Source organism: Chlamydia trachomatis A/HAR-13, assembly GCF_000012125.1.
GTDB lineage: Bacteria > Chlamydiota > Chlamydiia > Chlamydiales > Chlamydiaceae > Chlamydia > Chlamydia trachomatis.
Genome location: NC_007429.1, coordinates 797,596 through 821,101, shown reverse-complemented (window position 1 = coordinate 821,101; position 23,506 = coordinate 797,596). Strand labels below are relative to the sequence as shown.

The following is a 23,506-nucleotide window of genomic DNA, read 5'->3' as shown; positions in this document are numbered from 1 at the left end:
ATTATATCTGTAGAAGTTCGAGCACTTCTTCCCAAGTTAACTTAGAAACGACTTCATCATCAGAATCGATCACTTTCTTTACAAGACCCTTTTTCCGGTTCTGCAAACTCAGGATTTTTTCTTCGATTGTATTCAATGTAACTAGTTTATAGGAAGAGACCGAACGACTCTGGCCAATACGATGCACCCGATCGGTAGCTTGATTCTCCACAGCAGGATTCCACCACATATCGTAATGAATCACAGTATCAGCTCCAACCAAGTTTAATCCTGTTCCTCCAGCTTTTAAAGAAACTAAGAAAACAAGAAGACCTGGATCTTCATTGAACTGTTGAACAATCTCTAATCTGTTCTTGGTGGAACCATCAAGATATACGAAAGGAATACCCTTAGCTTCCAAATCTTGTCTAATAATACCTAACATCTTGGTGTACTGACTAAAGACAACTGTCTTATGGCCAGAATCCACTAATGAGCTCAACAGATCCATCAACATGTCATATTTTGCTGAATCCCCTGGCTCTGGAGTATCCTTCGCAAAAATTGCAGGATGACAACAAATCTGTTTTAATCGGGTAAGCGTAGCCAACACATGAATGTGAATTCTCTCGAAACCTTCTTGTTTCACTAAGCGAGATAATTCTTGTCTCGCCGAAGCCGCATAGGACTGATAGAGTTCTCGCTGTGATTCTGTGAGATGACAATGATAAAGAATTTCAGACACAGGAGGTAGATCTTCTAGAACATCCTCTTTCATTCTGCGAAGAATAAAAGGCGCAACCTTTCTTCTTAAAGCTTCCACATTGTCCGCTTTATTCCCCATATAGTTGCCGATACGAATGTATTTACCCACAAAGCGATCATAGCTGCTAAGGAGACCTGGCATGAGGAAATCGAATAAACTCCACAACTCTTCCAATGAATTCTCAATCGGAGTTCCTGTAAGAATCAAACGATGACAAGCGCGAATCATTTTTACCGATTTGGCATTGCGGGTAGTTCGATTCTTAATGTGATGCGCCTCGTCTAAAACAACGTAGTCAAAAAGAAAATCTTTGTAGATATCGATGTCTTTCTGCAATAAATTGTAAGAAGTAATCGCTACATCATACTCTTCTAATGAAGCTAACTGCTTACGTCGCTGAGACGGAATACCATCAACTACGAGAGTCTTAAACTCTGGGTTAAATTTTCGGAATTCTTCTTTCCAGTTGTACACAAGAGAAGTGGGGCAAATGATTAGAGAACATCCGCCGCCTTTTTCCAAGCGACTCTGTGTCACAGCAATAATGGTCTGCAACGTCTTCCCTAATCCCATGTCATCTGCAAGAATTCCATTAAGATGCATCTTACGCAGACGCTCTAACCAATGCACCCCTTCTTTCTGATAGCCTCTTAACGTTGCCTGAATTTGAGAAGGAACCTCTTGGAACTCAAAGTCTACTTCTCCACGAATCTGTTTCTGTATTTCAGCGAGATCTTCTGTCATAGAAAAGTTCACAGGAAGATCTTTGAAAGATTCCGGCGAAATTCCAGATAGACTCCATAAAGGACATTTCTCAACAAAATCATCTAGAACTTGGAACCCAATTTCATTGAAAATTTGAATAACAGGTGCGATTTTTTCTAAATCGAGGACAAGGATGCATGGAAGTTTCGAAGCAGAAGCCTTTCCTCGCCGCGCTTTTTTCAATTGACCGCCCTTTTTAGGCAACTCTAAGAAGCGCTTCTTCGCACTGACACAATCCCAAAGTAAGTCTAAACTGATGCCTTTCAGCAAGCCATGAACTTTTAACTCCGCTTCGTAGTAGTTGATATCCTCTCCTGCTCGGAAAGTGAGATCAAAGACAGTTTCATCATAAATAAACTGATCAGACAGAGTTTCTGGACAATTAAATGTGATGCGATGCTGGTTATTAGGGATCGTCTCTGTCATAAATTCGACAATCTTCTTCTCACTTTTCACATGAAAAGCTCCATCGCGCTCGTCATAGACAAACCCAGAAAATACCTCTTCTAGAATTTTTCTCTCTTCAACTAAGTTCCGAGCTAAAATCCCATCAGGACGAACAAAAGTGCGAACTTCTTGATACTGCAAAGAGAAAGAAGTTGCAGGAACTTTCTGCCCGTCGTAAAGGAAAAAGAGTCTCGCCTCGAGTTCTCCATCCAAATAGCTAATATCGCAAACGCCTTGTAATTCCTCTGTATATGGCAATGTACTGAAAACGTTTAAAGCCTCGACATTGGACAATTCCGCATAATTTCGGAATACTGGCAAAGCGTTCTCGCAAAAGGAACCAAACAGAGCTTCCGGGATAGCTATATCACGCAACCCTGCAAAAGTTCTTAAATGAGCACGCTTAATCTGCGGCAAGAAATGGTGATAAACATTCTTATGAATAATCCCAGGATAATTGGATTCCAGAAGAACTGCTTGCTCAGGCTGTAATTCCTCTTCATCCACAACAATCAAAGGTTTCATTAATAACGCTTTGTATGGCGTATCAAAGTAATCTAAGTGGAACTTCATCTTAGCGGAAGAAACTGACCAAAGCAAAGGTTCTTCTAAATTCCCACAAAAGATCCCCTGAAAACATTCTCTCTCTCCTAATTGAGAACCTCCGCTTTCTGCCATTTGATGTTCGAACATTTTGGATAAAATCATCCCCAAAGATGCTGGAGTCAGAAAAGCAGACTTTAATAATTTCTCTTCAGAACTTCCTGTAGCATAACGCGCATAACGAATCAGCAAATCGATGAGTTTTCTGTCCGAAGCACTAAAAGACTGGAGCGTAAAGAAAAATCTTCTTCCACTAAAGACAATGGGCTCTTGATACAAAACCCCTTCTAAAAATGTTTTGATATTGGAAATGTAAAATGGTTTAGAACGCCCAGGAAGACGCAGAACAAGCTGAAATTCTATAGGCTGGTTAGGAGAGAAGACTTCCCCTTCATTTTTTTGAGGAACAAACAAAACAGCTAGTTCTGCACTATCTTTCTCAGAATACTCTAAAGGCAAGAAGAAGGGATTTTCACTTAAAACATTAGCAGCATGATTGTATTCCCGAAGGATTTCTTTTTGGTGTTCCCGATCTCTTCGTTCCTCCTCTCGAGTCGCTGCAACGACAAAAGTCTCTTGCAATTCCTTACTCACCTCCTCATTAGAAGAAAGATCTGCTTCCTTAGAGTAGGTAACTACCATTTCATTGAAGTACTGCTCTAAGTAAAATAACAAGGCAACGATATGCTGACAGTCGTAATTGTAAGAACAATCGCAGTTGGAATCCACGGTGTCAGATTCCGCTCGATCTACTTCAATTTCGCACTCGTAAACGTTATCGTACGAACCACGAATTTGTGCGCTAATACACACCGTCTCGCCATTCATAGATAAGATTTTGGCACTAACCACAGCTCCTTGAGCAAATAACTCTTTTCCATCTTGCAGTATGTTAGCTGTAAAATCTCTTCTTAATTTACGAAAATTAAGCATTTCTCCTCTAAAACATAGGGGGTTGACAGACCTGTTACTTGTACCTTTTTACTTCCGCTAAATCAATGAAAATTTTGACCCTCTCTTCTTCCTCTATTTTTCCCCTTTTTAAAGCTGTTTGCAGTCCAATTTTTCTTTTTTTACCACCTCTTCACCTTCTCAAAAAACCTTTTTCCAAAGTTTTTTTTGTAAAACCTACAAGCAAAGGATTGCGAAAAACTCCCCAGATTATCTAGAATGCTCTTCTTCTCGCGGGTGTAGCTCAGTGGTAGAGCGCCACGTTGCCAACGTGAAGGTCGTGAGTTCAAGCCTCATCACCCGCTTCTCTTTCCCGGATAACTTACCAATGGGTATTCTGTGTCTTCACGAGATTTTTCTAATGATTTGTTTTCTATAAATATAGAAGAAAATGCTGGTTGTGTTGTGTCTGCAAAAGTCCAAGCTAATCCCTTGGTCACACAAAAGTGTCATAAAGAAGCTCTGAAGACTGTCAAAAAAAATGTTGTTTTACCAGGATTTCGCAAAGGAAAAGCACCTGATAATATTGTTGAGTCTCGCTATTCAACCCAAGTGGAGCAGGAACTCCGACGTTTGTTTCTTAGAGCCTCTTTTGAAGCTCTTTCACAAATGTGTGATAGAAAACCTTTATCTCCAAAAGCTGTGCGCTCCTCGGCAATTGATACTTGCAACCCGGTAAACGGAGGCTCTGTTTCTTTCCTGTACGAAGCATTCCCTGTCATTCCTTCTCTACCATGGGAGCAGTTAAGCTTACCTGATCCTGAACCTGTCAAAGAGATCTCTGAAGAAGATTTAGAGAATGGGTTAAAAAATGTTGCTTACTTTTTTGCAACCAAAACACCTGTCACGAGACCTTCCCAAGAGGGAGACTTTATCTCCTTATCTCTATATGTCTCTAAAAGGGGTGATGAGAATTCGACTCCAGTAGCTATTTTTGAAAATAAATATTTCAAAATTAGCGAAGAGGATATGACAGATTCTTTTAAAGCTAGATTCTTGAACGTGTCTACAGGGCATCGTGTAGAAGAGGAAATTGGTTCTGAAGATATTCAATCCTTCCTAAACGGAGATCTTCTTACCTTCACTGTCAACGCTGTGATTGAAATTTCATCTCCGGAAATGGACGATGAAAAAGCTCGACAGCTACAGGCAGAATCTTTGGAAGATCTGAAGAAAAAGCTTCGCATACAATTAGAAAATCAAGCTAAAGAAGCTCAGCACCAAAAACGTTTCTCTGATGCAGAGGATGCTTTAGCTCAGCTTATAGATTTTGATTTACCAGAGAGCTTATTGCAAGAGCGAGAAGAACTTCTCTCTAGAGAAAAACTGTTAAACGCTCGTTTAGTCAAATATTGCTCCGATTCCGAGCTAGAGGAACAGAAACAAGCTTTACTAGAAGAAGCGAAAGCAGATGCAAGGAAGGCTGTGAAGCTTCTGTTCTTAACTCAAAAAGTATTCTCAGAAAAAGGCTTGTCTATTTCTAGAGAAGAACTCCAATATATGATGGATGTTTGCTCCAGAGAACGTTTTGGAGGCTACCCTCCAAAAGATATTTCTAATGAGATGATCCAAGAGTTGGTTCTTGTTGCTCGTGATCGATTGACTTATCGTAAAGCAATTGAAGCAATTTCATCCGAGAAAAAAGATTTAGAGGTTGTTCCTTCTTAATTTTGATCGCAGGAAAACGCTTGACCCAAGAGACACTTAAACATAGAATTCATCATTTTGATGCGTAGGTGTATTTTGAATTAGATGGGATCTTTCTTTTCTAGGGTCAAGAGTAGCCATAACGTAAGCACCCCTGTAACCAAATGATTTGAGAGGAAGCACATATATGACGTTGGTACCATACGTTGTTGAAGACACGGGTCGCGGCGAACGAGCCATGGATATTTATTCTCGGCTACTGAAAGACCGCATAGTCATGATTGGGCAAGAAATTACAGAGCCTTTGGCTAATACGGTCATAGCCCAGCTTCTATTTCTTATGTCTGAAGATCCTACTAAGGATATTCAAATTTTCATCAACTCTCCAGGGGGATATATCACAGCAGGGTTAGCGATTTACGACACTATTCGTTTCCTAGGCTGTGATGTAAATACGTACTGCATTGGACAAGCCGCTTCTATGGGAGCGCTTTTATTATCTGCAGGGACAAAGGGGAAACGTTATGCCCTACCCCATAGCCGCATGATGATTCACCAGCCTTCAGGAGGGATCATTGGGACCTCTGCAGACATTCAACTGCAAGCTGCTGAAATTTTAACATTGAAAAAACACCTGTCCAATATTCTTGCAGAATGCACTGGCCAATCAGTAGAAAAAATCATTGAAGACTCAGAGAGAGACTTCTTTATGGGAGCAGAAGAAGCAATTGCTTATGGGTTAATTGATAAAGTGATCTCTTCTGCTAAAGAGACAAAAGATAAGAGTATTGCGTCTTAGAGAATTGTTATGACAAAAAAAAATCTTGCGGTCTGTTCTTTTTGTGGACGATCTGAGAAAGATGTTGAGAAGCTAATCGCTGGTCCATCCGTGTACATTTGCGACTATTGTATTAAGCTGTGTTCTGGGATCCTGGATAAAACTCCAGCTCCCGCAACACAGGAGATCGCAACATCTTCCACAAGCTCTCCAACAAGTCTGAGAGTGTTAACCCCTAAAGAAATCAAACGCCATATCGACTCTTATGTCATTGGACAAGAGCGCGCGAAAAAAACGATTTCGGTTGCCGTCTATAACCACTATAAGCGTATCCGTGCTCTTATGCAGGATAAGCAAGTGGGTTATGGGAAATCCAACGTATTATTACTAGGCCCAACAGGATCTGGGAAAACTTTAATCGCTAAAACATTAGCTAAGATTTTAGATGTCCCATTTACAATTGCAGACGCGACTACCTTAACTGAAGCCGGTTATGTCGGAGAAGATGTAGAAAATATTGTTTTACGGCTTTTGCAAGCAGCAGATTATGATGTAGCGCGAGCAGAGCGAGGCATTATTTACATTGATGAGATCGATAAAATTGGTCGCACAACTGCTAATGTTTCCATTACTCGAGATGTTTCTGGAGAAGGCGTCCAACAAGCCCTTTTGAAAATCATCGAAGGAACTGTTGCGAATATCCCTCCTAAAGGAGGAAGAAAGCATCCTAACCAAGAGTATATTCGTGTAAATACGGAGAATATTCTCTTCATTGTGGGGGGAGCTTTTGTTAACCTGGATAAAATCATTGCTAAAAGACTCGGAAGAACAACGATAGGCTTCTCCGAAGAAACCGATCTGGCTGTAACGAATCGCGATCATCTACTTGCAAAAGTAGAAACAGAAGACTTGATCGCCTTTGGAATGATTCCAGAATTTATCGGGCGGTTTAATTGTATTGTCAACTGTGAAGAACTCACTCTTGATGAGCTTGTTGAGATTCTTACGGAGCCAGCTAACGCGATTGTTAAGCAATACACAGAGTTATTCGAAGAAGAAAACGTCAAGTTAATCTTCGAAAAAGAGGCTCTTTATGCTATAGCCCAAAAAGCTAAACAAGCCAAAACCGGAGCCCGAGCCTTAGGAATGATCTTAGAGAATCTTCTCAGAGATCTTATGTTCGAGATCCCTTCCGACCCTACGGTAGAAGCCATCCGTATAGAGGAAGACACTATCACACAAAATAAACCTCCGGTCATTATTCAGAAATCACCAGAGGCGATTGCTTAACTTTTAGGAATTGCATGACCCAGTCCACATTGGAAGTTGCAAAAAAGATTGTTCGGAAATTACGCAATGCTGGGTATCAAGCGTATTTCGTTGGTGGGAGCGTTCGAGACATGCTCTTAGGACGCCCCATCGAAGAGGTAGACATAGCAACTAATGCTTCTCCTACTATTATCACTACAATCTTCCCGGATACTCTTTCTATTGGCGCGGCTTTCGGCATTATCGCTGTAAAGGAGAATGGGCAGTTATTTGAAGTCGCTACTTTCCGTAGCGATGAAGATTATGAAGACGGTCGACATCCTAATCGAGTTGTCTTTGCATCGATGAAAGACGATGCTATTCGTAGGGATTTTACCATCAATGGCATGTACTATGATCCCTTTGAAGAGAAACTATTCGACTTAGTGGAAGGTAGAGCCGACTTAGAAAGAAAAATCATTCGGGCCATTGGCCATCCAAAACAAAGATTCCTAGAGGATAAACTCCGTATCCTAAGAGCCATTCGTTTTGCTGCGACATTAGGCTTTGCTTTAGATCCGCAAACCGAACAAGCCATCATTAAGGAGCTGCCTTCCTTACCAAATTCTGTCTCTCCTGAAAGAATTTGGCAAGAGCTCAAAAAAATGCTCCGGACAGCCCCTTACGAGTCTTTGCAGTTACTTACCAAATTAAAAGTGCTTCCTATCCTATTCCCTGAATTAAAAGTATCCTCGAGTGGATTTTTACGCTCTGCAATTGCTTTTGCACAAAAAATCCATGATTCTCAGATTCCAGAGATCGCTTTGTTGCTACCTTTATTCCGAGAAGTAGACAAGGAAAAAGCTCTAGAAGCCTTCTCTCGCTTACGCGTATCCAACAAAGAGCTTAAACTATTGGAAGACTGGTACGCAGCTCTTCCTCAATTTTTATCCAAACAAAATGACAAGTTTTTCTGGGCACATTTTTTTGCTTCAGAGACCTCCTCTTTGCTGCTTTCGCTCTTCCTGTCGATGCAGCGCTCACCAGACGAGCAAGAACTATTTATTGCTCGTATACATGACCTAAAAACACGTCTTGCAGCATTCATAGAAAGAATCCAGTCAGGAGCTCCTCTTGTTTCGGCGCAAGATCTCATCGCGAAGGGAATTACTCCGGGTCGGTTACTAGGGGAACTACTCAGAGAAGCTGAAGCGCTATCCATAGAACACGAGTGCTCGGACAAAGAAAAAATTTTATCTCTACTGAAGAGCAAGGGATTTTGGAAATAACTCTTCTTCTCCGATAAAACATTCTGAAATAGTTTATTTTAGTTCTTTAGATTTAATTTTTTACTCTTTATCATTTCTTCCTAATTATTCAACTTTGGATTAATAGAGCCTGTTTATGCGTATTGCTATTTTAGGAAGACCCAATGTAGGGAAGTCTTCTCTCTTCAACCGCTTATGTAAACGCTCTTTAGCGATTGTGAACTCTCAAGAAGGAACTACGCGAGATCGTTTGTATGGAGAAATTCGAGCCTGGGATTCTATTATCCATGTTATCGATACTGGGGGCGTAGACCAAGAGTCTACCGACCGATTCCAAAAGCAAATTCATCAACAAGCTTTAGCAGCAGCAGAGGAAGCCTCTGTTCTGCTGCTTGTAGTAGATATCCGATGTGGTATCACCAAACAAGATGAAGAGCTGGCTAAGCGTCTCCTGCCGTTGAAGAAGCCTTTGATTCTTGTTATGAATAAAGCGGATTCCCAGCAGGATTTACAGCGCATTCATGAATTTTATGGATTGGGAATCTCTGATATGATTGCCACATCGGCTAGCCATGATAAGCATATTGATTTACTCTTGGAACGCATCCGTCAGATCGCGCAGATCCCTGTACCTTCTGTAGAAGAACAAGATGCTGTACAAGAAGACGAGCTCCCCTCTGAAGAGGCTGCTATATCTTTGCATGCCTTTGCTGATGAAACTCTTTTTGAAAATGAATCCCTATCGCAAGAAGAAGCTTCTTTCCTGGAAGAGCTCGTTGCGCAGACGGCGACGCCAGCCCCTGTAGACCGCCCGTTAAAGGTAGCGTTGATTGGGCATCCCAATGTAGGGAAATCCTCCATTATCAATGCTCTTCTTAAGGAGGAGCGCTGTATAACGGATAATTCTCCAGGGACTACACGAGACAACATCGATGTTGCCTATACGCATAACAATAAAGAATACGTCTTTATAGATACTGCCGGATTAAGAAAAACTAAGAGCATTAAAAACTCTGTGGAATGGATGTCTTCTTCTCGAACAGAAAAAGCCATTTCCAGAACAGACATTTGCCTATTAGTGATCGATGCGACCCAGCAGCTCTCCTATCAAGATAAGCGGATTCTATCTATGATTGCGAGATATAAAAAACCTCATGTGATTCTCGTAAATAAATGGGACTTAATGTTTGGTGTTCGCATGGAACATTATGTTCAAGACTTGCGAAAAATGGATCCCTATATAGGTCAAGCGCGCATACTTTGTATTTCAGCCAAGCAACGCCGCAATCTGTTACAAATCTTTTCTGCTATTGATGATGTCTATACTATTGCAACGACAAAACTCTCGACTTCCTTAGTTAACAAGGTATTAGCTTCTGCTATGCAAAGACACCATCCGCAGGTCATTAATGGCAAACGTTTACGCATCTACTATGCGATTCATAAGACGACGACACCATTTACTTTCTTGCTGTTTATCAATTCCAATAGTCTGCTGACGAAACCTTACGAGTTGTATTTAAAAAACACTTTAAAAGCAGCTTTTAATTTATATAGAGTTCCATTTGATTTAGAATACAAAGCAAAACCAGCAAGAAAATCAAATTAATTTGTAAAAAAATAAAAATCTTTTATTAGAAATAATAAAAACTAAAATTAGTTATTTCTTGGAGATTTTAATCCCTATGCACTACGAACCCTATGATGAATTCGAGCCCGATAATGAACTAGATCATCTCATCTGCGAGTCTGATAAGACAAAACCTCTAGATGCCTACCATGATACAGGGGTGTATATAGAAGAAGATGATCGAGAAAATGGTGACTTACTGATTGTATTAGGGAAGTCCATATTAAATGGTGCGATTCGTCAATTCTATATTAGTGATCATAATTATGCCTATACTCGCGGCTATTACCAAGGTTGTTGGGAAGGGTGGTTTAATATTCCTCCTAAAAAGATCACTACAGCCGAATATGACTGCGATCAACTTCTTCAGCCAGATTTGCTACTCACCACTAATGTGGAAAAGCTGATTCATGCTCCTGAAGACTTCCCAGCCCAAAATGCCAACTTAGACAATATCATCATTTGCATGACCGCATTGAATGGGGAACATCGTGTACAATTCTTAATAGGTGATAATCATCGCTCTTTCTGGATTCGTCACCATGACGGGGAATCCTGGTCTAAATGGTCTACTTTCATATAACCAATACACCCTAGCTCTTTTCGAATCCTAACGAACTCTCTAAATAGAAAAGGCAATCTCCAATTAAGGAGATTGCCTAGTTTGACAAGCCTCTTACGACTCTTCTTCCTCACCGACAATTGTCAACTCCATAGGGCGAAAATTGTCATGATTATGGAAAGCCGTGGCTACTGTTGGGATAGCATTATCTGGTCTATCGCTACGTGTTAATGATAATTCTAAAGCGAATAAGTGTTTCACTATAGCAATGCGAATATCGCGAATCAGCCCTTCAAACAGCAGGAAGGATTCATTCTTAAATTCGATTAAAGGATCTTTTTGCCCAACGGAACGCAGTCCTACTTCAGAACGTAATAAGTCCATATCTACAAGATGCACTTTCCATTCCTCATCGATATGAGAAATAATCACCGAACGAAGAATGTCGTTACATATCCCCTGAGCATTCGCTGCTGACCCAATAATCTCTGTAAACTCAGCAAGCATCGCAGAGAACTTAACATCGAAGGCTTCTATTAATAAATCCCCTATGTAGTCTGCTACCGCATCTACATCACCGAGTCGACGGATTTCCTGATCATCTAGCTTCACAGGGAACGAATAACTCAACCACTCTTCTATCTTAGGCAAAGAGCAATGATCCGCATGCGCATCTTTTAAAATCAGAAAGGCTAAGGCTAAAGCAACATGTTCTATTTGCTCTTTAGCAACAACAAACAAGTCTTCAGCATGAAGTACATCATTACGGAAAGCGTAAATGGTTTGTCGTTGTTTATTCATGACGTCATCATACTCTAAGGTATGCTTACGTATGGTATAGTTACGTCCTTCAACACGCTTTTGCGCTGTTTCAATCAATCGATCAAACATAGGATCCGACATCGCCTCACCTTCTGGAGGACGGAAATGGCGAATCAATGTATTGAGTTTTGGAGAGGCAAAAAGCCTCATCAATCTATCTTCAAAAGAAAGGAAGAATTTCGCAGCACCAGGATCTCCTAAACGTGCACAACGACCACGCAGCTGTCTGTCAATACGTCGAGATTGATGTCGTGACGTACCGATAACATACAGTCCTCCAGCAGCCACAGCCTCTTCATCCAGCTTGATGTCTGTCCCTCTACCAGCCATATTCGTAGCCACCGTAACCGCGCCAACCTTTCCAGCTCCTGCGATAATTTCCGCTTCTTGCGCATGGTTTTTAGCATTGAGTACAGTATGATTAATACGATTTTGCCGCAAAATACGAGAAAGTTTCTCAGACACCTCCACCGATTCTGTCCCGATCAGAATCGGCTTTCCGGAACGATGCGCAGAAATGATCTCAGCAACAATAGCCTGATACTTCTCACGCTCTGTCATATAAAAGGCATCATTATGATCTATACGCAAGCAAGGCTTAAATGTAGGGACTTGCAGCACATAGAGACTATAAATTTCCTTAAACTCTCGAGATTCGGTGATTGCGGTTCCTGTCATCCCTGCTAATTTTTCATATAATCTGAAAAAGTTCTGCAAGGTAACCGTCGCGAAGGTCTGCGACTCTTTACGGATCGTTACATGTTCCTTCGCTTCAATCGCTTGATGTAATCCTTCTGAAAAACGACGTCCTGATTGCGGGCGTCCTGTATGTTCATCGATGATCACGATCTGATCATCGCGCACAATATAATCGATGTCTTTCTCCATCAATAAGTGTGCTCTTAACAGCTGCCGTAGCCCATGAGCTCGGGCTTTTCTTTGCGTATCCTTCTCGGAAACAGCTATCTTACGATTTAACTTATCTGCTGGTGAAAGCGTTGCATCTTCTTCAATCAGAGCATATTCATGCCCCATATCCATCATCACAAAGTCTTCTGCAGCACCACCGATCTTCTCAATCCACTGCAACATTCCTTTGTCTGTTAACTCAAAATCATTATTGTGTTCATCGACTACAATATATAGAGAAGAGAGCTTCTCTAGACATTGCTCTTTATTTTGTTCGGCATGATAGAACACATCCCATTTATCGATCATAGCACGAAGATCTGGATGCTCTCGTACACGACGCAACACTCTGTTGAGCGGCATTCCTTTGCTAACTAACCATAAGGCTCGACAAGCTTCGGAGATTGCCTCCATAACCTTTTTATCCTTAGGAAGCACATCGGTTCCTAAAAAAGGATCCAAGACCTTTCTAGCTTCAATAGCAATGTGGTTGCACATTTCCCTTTGGAAATACACTAATTCCGCTACGCGATCTTTTAATTCAAAATACACGGGATTATGTTTTTCTCCTGGCCCGGAGATAATGAGTGGAGTTCGAGCCTCATCAATCAACACCGAATCTATCTCGTCAATAATAGCGAAGTAAAAACCGCGACCTACTTGCTCTTCTTTTCTTGTGGCGATCGAATTATCCCGAAGATAATCGAACCCAAATTCCGAAGCTGTTCCGTATACGACATCACACTGATAAATAGCTTTACGCTTCTCTGGTGGGCTCCCAGAGACTAAAACCCCGGTCGTCAATCCTAACCAACGCAACACAGAACCTACCCACTCACAATCTCGTTGAGCTAAATAATCATTCACCGTAACGAGATGAACAGGCTTTCCTGTTAAAGCATTTAAATACAGCGGCATCACTGCAGTTAATGTCTTTCCTTCCCCGGTTTGCATCTCGGTGATAAAGCCTTTATGCATAGCGATAGCACCCAGAATCTGCACATCGTAGGGAACCATATCCCACTGCTGATGATACCCAGATACCTCCACCGGAGTTCCTGCCAAACGCCGGCATACGTTCTTAACAACTCCATAAGCCTCTGGAAGAAGTTTATCTAATGACTCCCCGTCTTGATATCTTTGCTTCAATTGAGGGGTCTTTTTGCGAAGCTCGTCGTCAGACAGGGACGAGAATTTCTCATCGCAAGCATTAACCTCTTCAACCAACTTCTGGAATCGTTTTAATATTCTCTCTTGGGAGGATCCGAAAAAACGCTTAAGGAAATCCATCATATGTTCAATACATGCTCTTGAAACGAACCTACCCTCTTATTTAAAGGCGCCTATACAACAAGGATGGTTCTTTTCTATTTCTTTTTGATAATTATCTTTTTACGCACAAACTCTCTCAGGGAAAGGCTACTCGAGAGAAAAGAAATCCGTGCATTCAGGCACATTCTAGACTTTCCTAGAGAAAAAGAAAACAAAAAGCACTCGAGCAATACGAGGGCTAAGATCTTATATTGGGCTTACTTACAAGAGAGAAAAAGGCTAGGCAGCTAGCAGTAAAGAAACCTCTACTATATGCTGTTGGTCTATAGGAAGTTTCTGTCGTAAATTCTTCAAAATCTGTGACCGTCGCTCACGTTCCTTCGCCGTCGTATCTCGCTCGGCTAAAATAGCCTGAATATCATAAGCAACATCAAAATTACCTTCTCGAGCTTCACAAGCACTCAATAACTCGAGTACTTCCGGAGATCGTTTGATCTGCAGCGCTCGCTTAGCATAAGCTATTCCTTCTCGAGCAGAAATCATCGTCGCATGTCCGACTCCTGCGAGCCAAGCCAGTGCTTTACAAGCAACCAAACAATCCGGAGTCTTTTGAATCACTCTTAAATATACCTTCTCAGCCTCGGCATATTTCTTTAAATGGCATAATGCTAAACCATAATGAACACAGCAATTCCAATCATCAGCATAACTTTGACAACGGAAAGCTAATGTCCAGCAGTGCTCTGCGAGCTGATAATCTTGCTGATCCGCCGCCGCAAGAGCTGCATACCGCATCATCAAAGCATCTCCGCGAACCCATAACTCACTATTTTGATAGATCAGCAGAGCCTTTTTCGAATTCCCTAATTTTTGCTCACATAAGCCGATATTAAACATCGCTTCGTCTTTATAAACCGGATCCCCTAAAAGCTCTCTAAAGAGTATCCCAGCATCGACATACTGCCCGCAAATACGCAAAGAATGTGCTAAGTTGTACAAAACATCGATAGGGCAAGATCCTAGGGACCGTGCGCGTCGATAGAAATCGATAGCATCTGCATAGCGCTTCGTCGCAAAATAGATATGTCCTACGCTAATAAAGACTTCTTGGTGAGCAAGTGGACCAATCCATGGTTCAATGATCCGACAAGCAGCATCTACTTCTCCAAGATATACCAGAGAAATGGTGTAGCGAGCGACCTCTCGCTCGCCCATAAGCTCAGCGGAAAGAAGAGAAAAAGCATGTGCAGCCTCTTTATAGGCGCCATGCCGGAAAGCCTTATGTGCAACCTCTAAGAAAAAATAGGCACCTGCTAATTTCAATTTCTTAGCTTCTCCCAAAAGCTTTTCAGCTTCTTCAAAACGTTCGAGCTCTCGAAGAATACGGATATATTCGAATAAATATTTACGTCGATATTGACGTTTTTTCAGGATCGGGGCCAAGCGCATTTCTGCGACCGCCCACTCTTTTAAATCTACGCTCAAGCGCACATCCCGTATCACTTGATTCACGTAGCTGCGGAAGCTGATAACATGCCTATAAGCTTTAAAGACTAAAGCCATCGCTAAGCAAACCAAGAGTGTCGATGCTACGATTAGCCACATAATGCACAACTTCTGAGTTTTCTCTCTCTTGCAATACCAAAAAAAACGTTTTAAGTCTTTATTTTTATGAAGAGAAACGTTTTCCTAACGATTGTCCCATTCGACACCGGGTTTCTAAACCCTGAGCAGAATAACCAACTAGATCTGCATCAAAGATAATCCGTTGGGGCTGAAATAATAGAACAACAGTCGATCCTCCAAAAGCAAAAAAACCTTTTTCGGCACCTTTTTTCACATAACTACCGGGAGAAAACGTTTGGTGGATAGAACCCACATTTAACGCCCCTACTTCCACGTAGGCAACCTCACCAAACTCTTTTGACGTAATTATGGTAATTTCGCGTTTATTCTCCGTAAACACTTCGAAATTCCGCTTAAGCATAAGAGGATGAATAGAAAAAAGATGGCCGTTGATACGGCGCGGTGCCTCAGCAATACCCGCTATAGGAAAGTGGAAGCGATGGTAATCAAAAGGAGCTAATCGAGCGATTGCCATACTCCCTTGCGCATATTGGTGAGCCAATTGCGGATCCCCTAAAAAACTTTCTAAAGAAAACGGCTTATTTTTAATGGTAAACAAGGATAGATCTGCCATGGAAGGGAAAACAAGATAGGCACCATCAGCAGGAGTCACACAGATATCCTCTCCCTGGCAGATAGGTCGAGCATCTGGTTTGAGTTTTCGTACAAAAAAATCATTAAATGACGCGTAGTCGTGCAGAGGAGAAGCACTCTCTTCTATGCAAATACGATATTTTGTAACGAAAGGTTTAATAAAATATCGCGTCACTCGCAGTCTTTGACACCAGCCTACGATACGGGAAAACAGGCTATTCTTACATAAAACAGAGTACAGAGCTCTCCCTATTCTCGTTTCAATAAAAAACTTTACCAGAGAAGAACAGATGATACGTTCCTGTTCCACCTTCCCTGTTTCGCGATTAACATATAACATTTCCCGCGCTGCCATGCTTATCTCCTGCTCTGCAAGCGGCTGATTTGCTCTTCCTATAGAAGCCTTTTACACACAAAGCATAAAGAACTATAAAGAAGTTTCTCTTTCTCAAAAACACAAACCCTTTCAGGATACCGAACTCCTAAAAAAAGCTTCTTTATTTAAAAATTTTTATATGAACAATCCGCCTTTCTTCGATTAGCCCTTCTTGCTTAGAAAGATCATCCAAAAGTATAATCATTTCCTTTTCAGCACTTTATTTAGCCTAAAGGCTGCTACCCATGCTTCGAAATGATACGATCACAGCTATTGCAACTCCTCCAGGAGAAGGAAGTATTGCTATTGTTCGCGTCTCCGGACCGGATGCTATTTCTATTTCTGATCGTATTTTTTCTGGCAACATTGCGGGTTACGCATCACATACAGCCCACCTAGGCACCGTATCCCATAATGCTGTCTATATTGATCAAGCGTTGGTCTTAGTGATGCGCGCCCCGCGATCTTTCACGGGAGAGGACATCGTAGAATTTCAATGCCATGGAGGTTACTTTGCTTGCTCCCAAATTGTAAACACTCTATTAGCGGAGGGAGCTCGTGCAGCACTTCCTGGTGAATTTTCGCAACGTGCATTTTTGAATGGGAAAATCGATCTTATTCAAGCGGAAGCCATACAACAGTTAATCGCTGCTGATAATATCGATGCTTTTCGTATAGCTCAAAATCAATTCCAAGGGCATACTTCTCAAGCGATCTCCTCTATCTCCTCTTTAATTATAGAAGCTCTTGCTTATATAGAAGTCTTAGCAGACTTCCCTGAAGAAGATATAGAAACTGAAGATTCGCTCCCTAAACATCGAATTATGGAAGCTCTATCTATCACAGACGAGCTTCTTTCTAGTTTTGATGAAGGACAACGTCTGGCTCAAGGAACGAGTATTGTTTTAGCAGGGCTTCCAAATGCAGGAAAATCATCCATCCTAAATGCGCTCACTCAAAAAAACCGAGCGATTGTCACTGATATTCCAGGGACAACTCGTGATATTTTAGAAGAAAACTGGGTCTTGCAAGGGAAAAATCTTCGTCTCATTGATTCTGCGGGTCTAAGAGAAACAGAAAATTTAGTTGAGAAAGAAGGGATTGCTCGTGCCCGAGAAGCCATGAGTCAAGCAGAAGGAATTCTCTGGGTTGTGGATGCGTCGCAGCCACTTCCAGAATTCCCTACTATTTTGTATCAAAAGCCGACCATTTTACTTTGGAATAAGTGTGATATCGTATCTCCTCCTCAAATAGAGGTTCCTTTCCAGCAAATTTCTGTATCTGCTAAAACTGGAGAAGGATTGCTGGAATTAAAACAAGCTTTGCAAAAATGGCTCAATACTACGCAGTTAGGAAAATCTTCTAAGATCTTTTTAGTCTCTGCGCGCCATCACAGCTTGCTTCATTCCGTTTATACATGCCTAACAGCTGCGTTGAATGGATTTACAGAACATCTTCCTAATGAATGTATCGCTTTGGATCTCCGACAAGCTTTGCATTCTATAGGCAATTTATCTGGATCCGAAGTCACTGAGAATGTCTTAGGAGAAATTTTCAGCAAGTTTTGTATAGGAAAATAACCTCTTATGAAGTCACTAAATGTACAAGCTAAGCGTGCATTTATTATCTCTACCTTAAACCGTCTTTTCCCTAATCCTGCGCCTTCGTTAACAGGATGGCAAACTCCCTTTCAACTCCTCATTGCTATCCTTTTATCTGGAAATTCGACAGACAAAGCTGTGAACTCTGTCACTCCCTCTCTCTTTGCTAAAGCACCAGATGCACAATCTATGAGTATGCTGGCTCCTTCTGAAATCTATTCACTCATTGCTCCTTGTGGATTAGGAGAACGCAAAGCTGCGTATATTCATGCTCTATCACATATTCTTGTGGATCGTTATCATCAAGAACCTCCTCACACCCTTCCAGAATTAACAGCTCTTCCAGGAGTAGGCAGAAAAACAGCTTCTGTTTTTTTAAGCATTTATTACGGAGAAAATACCTTCCCTGTAGATACACATATCCTTCGCTTAGCACATCGTTGGCAACTTTCTACGAAACGGAGTCCTTCAGCTGTAGAAAAAGATTTAGTACAGTTCTTTGGACCAAAGCACTCTCCGAAATTGCATTTACAACTCATCTACTATGCAAGAGCGTATTGTCCAGCGCTCCACCACAACATCGATGTGTGTCCTATCTGCTCTTTCTTACAGACAGACTAACGAGCTTCCTTACGGAAAGTTCCATCTCCTGATTCCGAGGGAATCATTTGCCAAAAAGGCGGTCGTGGCGGGCACCGTAGAATTTCTTCTTTTAGGTGCGCATACACATCAAAATGATAATCGAGCAACCAGCGCATTAATAACACTCGCATCATCCTTGCCCAAGCTTGAGGACTATGGTCTCGAATGCTGTACAGACTGCCTACCTGCTCTGGGGAAGTAGGTTTAACCTTTGCATTTAAATGAATGTGGTGTTGCACCACGTGCAACACAACTTCTGCTAAAAATGCTTGCGTATAGAGCATATCATGTGGGTATGTCTGTGATATCCCTTTCCAAGAATCAAAAAGTTCTCTCCCTTCCTGAGAGAAAATCATACATCCTACAACGAGTTGATCTTCCTCTTGAAAGAGTGATTCGGTAATCACGCCTCCGATAAACGTTTGGAAATCCTCAGGGCTGACTAAATACAAATCTTTTATCTTCTTAATTGCCTCGTGACTACGCGGAGACAAGCTCCTTTTCGACAACACCTTCTCTTCTAAAAAATTTCGAAGAATTTCGAAACTTACAGAGAGGTACATATCTTGATTATCTAAAAAGGCTAGCAGAACCTCTACGATCATTTGTGAAGCAGCATCTTCTTCCACTCGTCCTCGCAATGAATCTGGCATGTCTGTTTCCCTACCAGATTTTTGAGTCTGCACATCATGTGTAAAATCGTCCCAAGACGAAAAATTTCCTTTTGATCTCTGTAAAATAGAATCGGCAACTGATTCGACCTTCTTAACAGGCCGTTGGCGTTCAAAAAATAGGATACTTTTTAACAAAAGCAACTTATTAATTGTTTGTCGTTTTCTAGCCCGCTCTCTCTTCCGAAAGATTCGAGCGAACCATGAATTCGACGGTTGCTCTTGTTTTAAATAAATATCGATTACGGCAAGTAATTGAGCTGAAATCGCATAACTTTCCCCAGAATGCGCAAGTAGCTCGCTAATCACTTCTCGTAAAATAATTGATTCCCCCTCTTGATCAGTAGAAAGTTTTTGATCAAGAGGGATCGCCTCCAACATATGCAGGCGTCGGTTATATACCAATTTACAAGAAGCATCCCGGATGACTAATTCTAGGATACGTAAATAATAATCTGTAGGGAAACGAGAATCTAATAGCATATAAGGATTTAGGTCTTTTTGCCTATTCTTCACATAATCAGTATTATTTCACGCTATTTATCCTCTTCCCTATTAGAAAATGTTCTTAGATATTCCCAACCGAAGAAGGATCTTCCTCGCTAGGTAAGAAAAAGAAATTGGTTACCAAACCTTCGATCATACGCAAATAAGCTTGTGGCTCATGAGCGAAAGTGGAATGCAATCGTTCTACGTTTGCATTAACAATTTGCACAACGAGCTGCTCATTCACAGGAGGGAATACGCCTCCGCGGCCAACCTTCCATACAGGAGGAAGCAAATCGAGAATAATGAGTTCTCCTATGAGCTCCGAAACTCGAACACGCAATGCATCCAAAACATACTTTGCAGCCATAGGGGCTTTCTCCGCCAAGCGATCTATTATCCCTGCTAATAATAAAGCTTGAGAATAGTCTGAAGAAGGGTCTTCTTTTTCTAAACGAACAATCGACTTGAAACATTCTTGAGAAGTCGCATTATAAGGAGTCGCACATAATTGAACGAGACCACGAGAAAACCCTATCATGACATGTTGAGGCCAGTTGGTTCTCGTATTTAAAATCGATTCAATATCGTCTACAGCATCATCAACAAGAGTTCTCCCCGCACCTGTCACCGGAGCATCATTATTTACTAATCGATCTTCGTAATTCCCACCGACATGTTCAAAAGAGCGTAAGGTAGCCATACGCAAAAGCAAACCCACCGCAACAAGAACTTCTAAAGAGTCTTTATCAGCTCCACAAAAGTTGATCCCAGAACGTGTACAATGTCGATAATACGCATCCCTTAAAGCACGAAAAATGGTAGCGAAAAACTCACGAATCGTACGTAAGCATGCAGAATTGAAAGCACGGAGATGGCGATAGGCACGCGTTAAAGCAGGCATTTTCGAATCCTGCAGATATTGCACAATCCCTTGCTGCTCTTCTGCTTTTTTCACATCATAGTTTTCATTCCTTCGTGCAACACGACGCTTCCAAATAGAAACTACTGCATCACGGATCCGTCCAAGGAAACCTCGTTGTCGTGGAGATTCCTCCAAGCTAACGTGTTGCTGAAGATCTTCACTGACCCCTGATGAAGAAGTAGTACGAAACAGCGTTTCCGAGCTCTCGGTAATGATAGACTCTGCATGATCCGAAACGCGCTCTTCTAGCTCTCCCTCTTCACTATCTGGTACATCATCAATCTCATCGCCTCGAGATGCACTAGAAAATCCCTCTGGCCCAGAATTCCCCCCTATAGGGCTTATGCTACTCACTACTACTTCCTCTTAATAGTTGAAAGGACCGAACACCGTATACCTTCTCTTTAGTCTAAGAAAACAGAAGAAGTTATGACAGTTAGTGTTTGGAAATATAACTCAGGATCTATTTTTCGAGCATTTTCTAACAGTTTTTGTAACTCTTTTGAGTTATCTTGAACACGTTGAGGATCTTGCCCATTTTGATCTCCTAAAACAAGCTGGTTCATCTCCTCGTTTTCTAAAACGACTTGTCCACAATTTCCTATATAATTAAGAATGACTCGCCCTGAACCAGGACTAGAGAATTCCGTCGCATCGATTTTTGCTGCTAAATCTAAAATGGCATCTACCGTAGGATCTGTAGCCTCGTTCTCATCAGTAAACGTACCCTTTATAGTATCCATGTATTCTCTTAAATGCCCTGCAGGCACATGCTTCCCTCCCACAGATAGGTTAGCCATTAACATAAGCCCATCTGTATTCCCATTGGTAGCAAAATCTCCTGCAGCCTGTTCCCAGAGATCCCGACCCGTAACGCACGCTTGACGTTCCCGCTCGCTACTCACAGTAGTTTCGCCTGGAGTAAACAGCATCAATCCTAGCGCACTATACGCACCAGCTTTATAATCTTGAGGAGATTGTCCCTCCATAGAACCTAGCTTACTTTGAATATGTGTAGCCAAAGTCTGTTTATTCTGCGCACGCAAATCTGCTTGAATAATTGCGCTATCTAATTTCTTATCTCCTGTAGAGACAATAGGTTGAGCTCCTTGTCCAGAAATAGTCGGATGATGAATATCTGCCTGAGTGATAACAGGTCGAGATGGCGTAGTAGTAGTGCCTCTATTACGAGAGAAACAGTTACGGAATAAATCGGCTATTCGTGCGCATATCCCTTGAAATCCTCCTCGAGAAGATACCGTATGGCCTCCGTAATTAGGCCCAGAGGTCGATTGCACAAGACCGTCTTGATTATCGTTAGAAGGATTAATAGACGAGTATCCATTTCCACTCCCATTAGTAGGTCGAATACTCATAAATCCTCCTCCAAAGCAACAACTTTTAATTCCAACTATTTTTATTAAATTTTAAAAACTTCTTTTAAGAAAAACAATTGTCTTGTTTTAAACAAACGAAAATTAGTTTCTAATTAATTAAAAACAATGGGGTTAAGAGTTACCTTTTTTGCAAAAGATCTTAATCATTCTAAATCTCGAATTCAGACCTCCTTTTAAACAAAAAAAAAGCCCTGATAAACAGGGCTTTTCATTAACAAAGAATGCATACGCAGATATTTAGCTTTGAGCTGGAGATAGTATTTCCGTACCAGGAAGACTACTTTTTTCTAAGAATTCTAAGGAAGCGCCTCCCCCTGTAGATACGTGGGAGATCTGTGAAGCACACCCTGCAAGAGCTACTACAGCAGCCGCATCGCCTCCCCCAACCACAGTCACAGCAGAAGAATGGCTCGCGAGACATTGTGCTATTGCCTTCGATCCTTGATCAAAAGGAGGGACTTCGTATACCCCGACAGGACCATTCCAAAATATCGTTGCCGACTCCTGAATCACCTTAGAAAATAGTTCTATTGTCTGTGCCCCAATATCAAAACCTGCTAATCCTTCAGGGATTCCTTCCTGTATAGACAGCTCCCTCCAATCCTCTCCAGAGTCACACTGTTTAGCGACCTTCGCATCCACTGGAAGATGGATCTTCACCCCCAGAGCTTGAGCTTTCTCTAATACTTTTTTCGCTAAAGGGATCCCAGATTCTTCCACTAATGAATTCCCTACCTGGCGATTTATAGCCCTTAAAAAGGTGTACCCCATACCCCCAGCTAATACGAGATGATCCACGCACGAAAGTAGCGCCTCGATTACTCCTATTTTCGAAGACATTTTCGCGCCTCCTAAAATAGCAGTGAAAGGACGTTTAGGCTCAACTAATAGATGCTGGCCCAAAAATTCTAATTCTTTTTCCATAAGGAAGCCTGCGGCTGCCCGGTCAGGGAATAGTTGTGGCACCCGATATACAGAAGCATGCTTACGATGAGATGTCCCGAAAGCATCATTCACATAAAAATCTGCATAAGCAGCAAGCTCAATAGCAAAACTAGGATCCTCGTCAGGATGTTCTTCCCCCTTATGGAAACGTACATTCTCTAAAAGAAGAACTCTACCAGGAGAAAGTTGCGCGACCGCCTGTCGCGCGACTTCTCCTATACAATCTGGAGAAAGAGGCACATGATGCCCTAAATACCCCTCTAGCACAGGAACAATAGGAGCTAATGAATATGCCTCTTCAAATACGCCTCCCTTTGGGCGTCCTAAATGGCTCACCAAAATGACTGCTGCATCTTGTTTCAAAAGATAATGGATCGTAGGCATTGCGCTACGAATACGCACATCATCTAAAATCTTTCCATCTTTAATAGGAACATTAAAATCTACACGAACTAGTACCTTTTTCCCTTCAAGAGAAAGGTCTCTTATCGATAATTTATCCATGCTTATCTGATCCTTAACCTAAATTTTCTTATAGGCCTAAGCAAAGGAAAACTCAAGCCTTTATCTCAGTGCCACATGAAGAATCGCTCAGA

General features: G+C 41.6%; 16 protein-coding genes and 1 tRNA gene. 9 read left to right on the top strand and 8 right to left on the bottom strand.

Annotation, left to right across the window (positions count from 1 at the left end; translation table 11 throughout):
* Window position 1 precedes the first annotated feature (1 nt).
* Window positions 2-3,493 (bottom strand): DEAD/DEAH box helicase, encoded by a 3,492-nt coding sequence (locus CTA_RS03850; protein WP_011324843.1) that lies wholly within the window; start codon window positions 3,491-3,493, stop codon window positions 2-4.
* Between the two features lie 251 nt (window positions 3,494-3,744).
* Here CTA_RS03850 and CTA_RS03840 point away from each other — a divergent pair.
* From CTA_RS03840 to CTA_RS03810, 7 genes are all read left to right on the top strand, one after another.
* A tRNA-Gly gene (locus CTA_RS03840) sits at window positions 3,745-3,816 on the top strand.
* 34 nt (window positions 3,817-3,850) lie between these two features.
* Window positions 3,851-5,179 carry a trigger factor gene (gene tig, locus CTA_RS03835; RefSeq protein WP_009872082.1) on the top strand — a complete coding sequence of 443 codons (1,329 nt, stop codon included), beginning with the start codon at window positions 3,851-3,853 and terminating at the stop codon, window positions 5,177-5,179.
* Between the two features lie 166 nt (window positions 5,180-5,345).
* Window positions 5,346-5,957 (top strand): ATP-dependent Clp protease proteolytic subunit, encoded by a 612-nt coding sequence (locus tag CTA_RS03830; RefSeq protein WP_009872081.1) that lies wholly within the window; start codon window positions 5,346-5,348, stop codon window positions 5,955-5,957.
* Between the two features lie 9 nt (window positions 5,958-5,966).
* On the top strand, window positions 5,967-7,226 hold the full coding sequence (gene clpX / locus CTA_RS03825; protein ID WP_011324842.1) for an ATP-dependent Clp protease ATP-binding subunit ClpX: 1,260 nt from the start codon (window positions 5,967-5,969) through the stop codon (window positions 7,224-7,226).
* Between the two features lie 14 nt (window positions 7,227-7,240).
* Entirely contained in the window at window positions 7,241-8,473 is a 1,233-nt protein-coding gene (locus CTA_RS03820) for a CCA tRNA nucleotidyltransferase (RefSeq protein WP_011324841.1), read from the top strand.
* 115 nt (window positions 8,474-8,588) lie between these two features.
* Window positions 8,589-10,061, top strand: coding sequence for a ribosome biogenesis GTPase Der (der, locus tag CTA_RS03815; RefSeq protein WP_011324840.1), 1,473 nt, complete (start codon window positions 8,589-8,591; stop codon window positions 10,059-10,061).
* Between the two features lie 76 nt (window positions 10,062-10,137).
* A complete protein-coding gene (locus tag CTA_RS03810; RefSeq protein ID WP_009872077.1) occupies window positions 10,138-10,665 on the top strand; it encodes a hypothetical protein in 528 nt (175 codons plus the stop codon).
* Between the two features lie 93 nt (window positions 10,666-10,758).
* Here the strand turns inward: CTA_RS03810 and secA are convergent, their stop codons facing one another.
* The 3 genes from secA to CTA_RS03795 all read right to left on the bottom strand — a co-directional run bounded on the left by secA (window position 10,759) and on the right by CTA_RS03795 (window position 16,222).
* Window positions 10,759-13,668 (bottom strand): preprotein translocase subunit SecA, encoded by a 2,910-nt coding sequence (gene secA / locus CTA_RS03805; RefSeq protein WP_011324839.1) that lies wholly within the window; start codon window positions 13,666-13,668, stop codon window positions 10,759-10,761.
* Between the two features lie 258 nt (window positions 13,669-13,926).
* Window positions 13,927-15,252 (bottom strand): hypothetical protein, encoded by a 1,326-nt coding sequence (locus tag CTA_RS03800; protein WP_011324838.1) that lies wholly within the window; start codon window positions 15,250-15,252, stop codon window positions 13,927-13,929.
* A 64-nt stretch (window positions 15,253-15,316) separates the two neighbouring features.
* The gene (locus tag CTA_RS03795) at window positions 15,317-16,222 is read right to left on the bottom strand and encodes a phosphatidylserine decarboxylase (RefSeq protein ID WP_009873305.1); all 906 of its coding nucleotides are present in this window, start codon (window positions 16,220-16,222) and stop codon (window positions 15,317-15,319) included.
* 266 nt (window positions 16,223-16,488) lie between these two features.
* On the opposite strand from CTA_RS03795, the gene mnmE reads away from it, so the two are divergent.
* Window positions 16,489-17,823, top strand: a complete 1,335-nt coding sequence (mnmE, locus tag CTA_RS03790; RefSeq protein WP_011324837.1) for a tRNA uridine-5-carboxymethylaminomethyl(34) synthesis GTPase MnmE — start codon at window positions 16,489-16,491, stop codon at window positions 17,821-17,823.
* A 6-nt stretch (window positions 17,824-17,829) separates the two neighbouring features.
* Entirely contained in the window at window positions 17,830-18,465 is a 636-nt protein-coding gene (gene nth / locus CTA_RS03785; protein ID WP_009872072.1) for an endonuclease III domain-containing protein, read from the top strand.
* Here nth and CTA_RS03780 read toward each other — a convergent pair.
* The 4 genes from CTA_RS03780 to CTA_RS03765 all read right to left on the bottom strand — a co-directional run bounded on the left by CTA_RS03780 (window position 18,462) and on the right by CTA_RS03765 (window position 23,414).
* Window positions 18,462-19,640, bottom strand: a complete 1,179-nt coding sequence (locus CTA_RS03780; RefSeq protein ID WP_011324836.1) for a hypothetical protein — start codon at window positions 19,638-19,640, stop codon at window positions 18,462-18,464. The genes nth and CTA_RS03780 overlap by 4 nt on opposite strands.
* A gap of 85 nt (window positions 19,641-19,725) precedes the next feature.
* The gene (locus CTA_RS03775; RefSeq protein ID WP_011324835.1) at window positions 19,726-20,922 is read right to left on the bottom strand and encodes a type III secretion system effector TmeB; all 1,197 of its coding nucleotides are present in this window, start codon (window positions 20,920-20,922) and stop codon (window positions 19,726-19,728) included.
* Between the two features lie 50 nt (window positions 20,923-20,972).
* Window positions 20,973-21,944 (bottom strand): type III secretion system effector TmeA, encoded by a 972-nt coding sequence (gene tmeA, locus CTA_RS03770; protein WP_011324834.1) that lies wholly within the window; start codon window positions 21,942-21,944, stop codon window positions 20,973-20,975.
* 258 nt (window positions 21,945-22,202) lie between these two features.
* The gene (locus CTA_RS03765) at window positions 22,203-23,414 is read right to left on the bottom strand and encodes a phosphoglycerate kinase (RefSeq protein ID WP_011324833.1); all 1,212 of its coding nucleotides are present in this window, start codon (window positions 23,412-23,414) and stop codon (window positions 22,203-22,205) included.
* Between the last annotated feature and the right edge of the window lie 92 nt (window positions 23,415-23,506).

What these genes read in the sequence shown, in the direction of transcription:
- CTA_RS03850 (WP_011324843.1), bottom strand. Translation starts at nt 3,493, where the DNA reads ATGCTTAATTTTCGTAAATTAAGAAGAGATTTTACAGCTAACATACTG.
- CTA_RS03830 (WP_009872081.1), top strand. Translation starts at nt 5,346, where the DNA reads ATGACGTTGGTACCATACGTTGTTGAAGACACGGGTCGCGGCGAACGA.
- clpX (WP_011324842.1), top strand. Translation starts at nt 5,967, where the DNA reads ATGACAAAAAAAAATCTTGCGGTCTGTTCTTTTTGTGGACGATCTGAG.
- CTA_RS03820 (WP_011324841.1), top strand. Translation starts at nt 7,241, where the DNA reads ATGACCCAGTCCACATTGGAAGTTGCAAAAAAGATTGTTCGGAAATTA.
- der (WP_011324840.1), top strand. Translation starts at nt 8,589, where the DNA reads ATGCGTATTGCTATTTTAGGAAGACCCAATGTAGGGAAGTCTTCTCTC.
- CTA_RS03810 (WP_009872077.1), top strand. Translation starts at nt 10,138, where the DNA reads ATGCACTACGAACCCTATGATGAATTCGAGCCCGATAATGAACTAGAT.
- secA (WP_011324839.1), bottom strand. Translation starts at nt 13,668, where the DNA reads ATGATGGATTTCCTTAAGCGTTTTTTCGGATCCTCCCAAGAGAGAATA.
- CTA_RS03800 (WP_011324838.1), bottom strand. Translation starts at nt 15,252, where the DNA reads ATGTGGCTAATCGTAGCATCGACACTCTTGGTTTGCTTAGCGATGGCT.
- CTA_RS03795 (WP_009873305.1), bottom strand. Translation starts at nt 16,222, where the DNA reads ATGGCAGCGCGGGAAATGTTATATGTTAATCGCGAAACAGGGAAGGTG.
- mnmE (WP_011324837.1), top strand. Translation starts at nt 16,489, where the DNA reads ATGCTTCGAAATGATACGATCACAGCTATTGCAACTCCTCCAGGAGAA.
- nth (WP_009872072.1), top strand. Translation starts at nt 17,830, where the DNA reads ATGAAGTCACTAAATGTACAAGCTAAGCGTGCATTTATTATCTCTACC.
- CTA_RS03780 (WP_011324836.1), bottom strand. Translation starts at nt 19,640, where the DNA reads ATGCTATTAGATTCTCGTTTCCCTACAGATTATTATTTACGTATCCTA.
- tmeA (WP_011324834.1), bottom strand. Translation starts at nt 21,944, where the DNA reads ATGAGTATTCGACCTACTAATGGGAGTGGAAATGGATACTCGTCTATT.
- CTA_RS03765 (WP_011324833.1), bottom strand. Translation starts at nt 23,414, where the DNA reads ATGGATAAATTATCGATAAGAGACCTTTCTCTTGAAGGGAAAAAGGTA.